Raw genomic sequence first — 801 nt, 5'->3', positions numbered from 1 at the left:
GTCGGGCACCGCGGCGTCATCCTTCAGGATGATCTCGATCTTCTTGCCGGCGACGGTGTCGCCCTTCTGCTGCATGTAAAGCTTGATCGCATTATCGATCTGCTTGCCGGTCGAAGCCTGGCCGCCGGTCATGGGCAGGATCAGGCCGATCTTGACGGCATCGTCCGCCCGCGCCGCCACGGCGCCCAATCCGGGAAGCGCGGCCGCAGCAGCGCCCCACAACCACCTCTTGCGACGATTTACCATCGACCTCCCTCCCCCTTCCATTCTTCTGCCTCGAGCCGAGTCCCCGGCCCTTGCCTCAACCTTAGCCCCAGCATGTCACAGCCAAGCCGCAGCCCGACAAGGCGTCTCCAAGCGCCCCATTGTCAATCGGACGATGGACGGGTGTCGCGCGTGGAGTGATCAGCCCAGCCATAGCTACAAGTATCAGGATACCAGAATCGCTCCCCGAAACTCAACGCCCCAACGAGAACCGATCTCGCCCGCTTGGATGGGCCGCGATCTCGCTTCATTTGTACGGTCGTACAAATCAATCGCCATTGTCAACAAACAAGCACAATTGCAGCCGAACGGTCGCGCCCAAGATCATCTTCCATAAAGATCAGGGCTGTATGCTGCCGCCAATGCCAAACTTCACACGCCACATCCCTGTCCTGACTGCCCTCGCGCTCGCGGCCTGCGCGCTCGCGGGGTGCGGCACCGTGAACCAAAAAGTTTCGGCGGGAATGGCCGACTACATTCCGGCCTGGGCCGGCGGCCTGCCCGCCGACGCGCCGCCGCGGCCGGGCCCCCCGGAAT

At 63.0% G+C, this 801-nt stretch carries 2 protein-coding genes; one reads left to right on the top strand and one right to left on the bottom strand.

The genetic code is table 11. The features are described 5' to 3' along the window. A partial coding sequence (locus tag NS334_RS16355) for an ABC transporter substrate-binding protein (protein ID WP_206542682.1) occupies positions 1 to 180 on the bottom strand: 180 nt, incomplete at its 3' end. 362 nt (positions 181 to 542) lie between these two features. On the opposite strand from NS334_RS16355, the gene NS334_RS18880 reads away from it, so the two are divergent. Continuing rightward, positions 543 to 801 (top strand): hypothetical protein (locus tag NS334_RS18880; RefSeq protein WP_206542681.1); only part of this gene is annotated, 259 nt, incomplete at its 3' end.

The organism is Sphingomonas endophytica (assembly GCF_001476895.1).
In the GTDB taxonomy this organism is placed as follows: Bacteria; Pseudomonadota; Alphaproteobacteria; order Sphingomonadales; family Sphingomonadaceae; genus Sphingomonas; species Sphingomonas endophytica_A.
The sequence above is the reverse complement of the archived record's forward strand: the minus strand, read 5'-3'. Positions and strand labels throughout refer to the sequence as shown.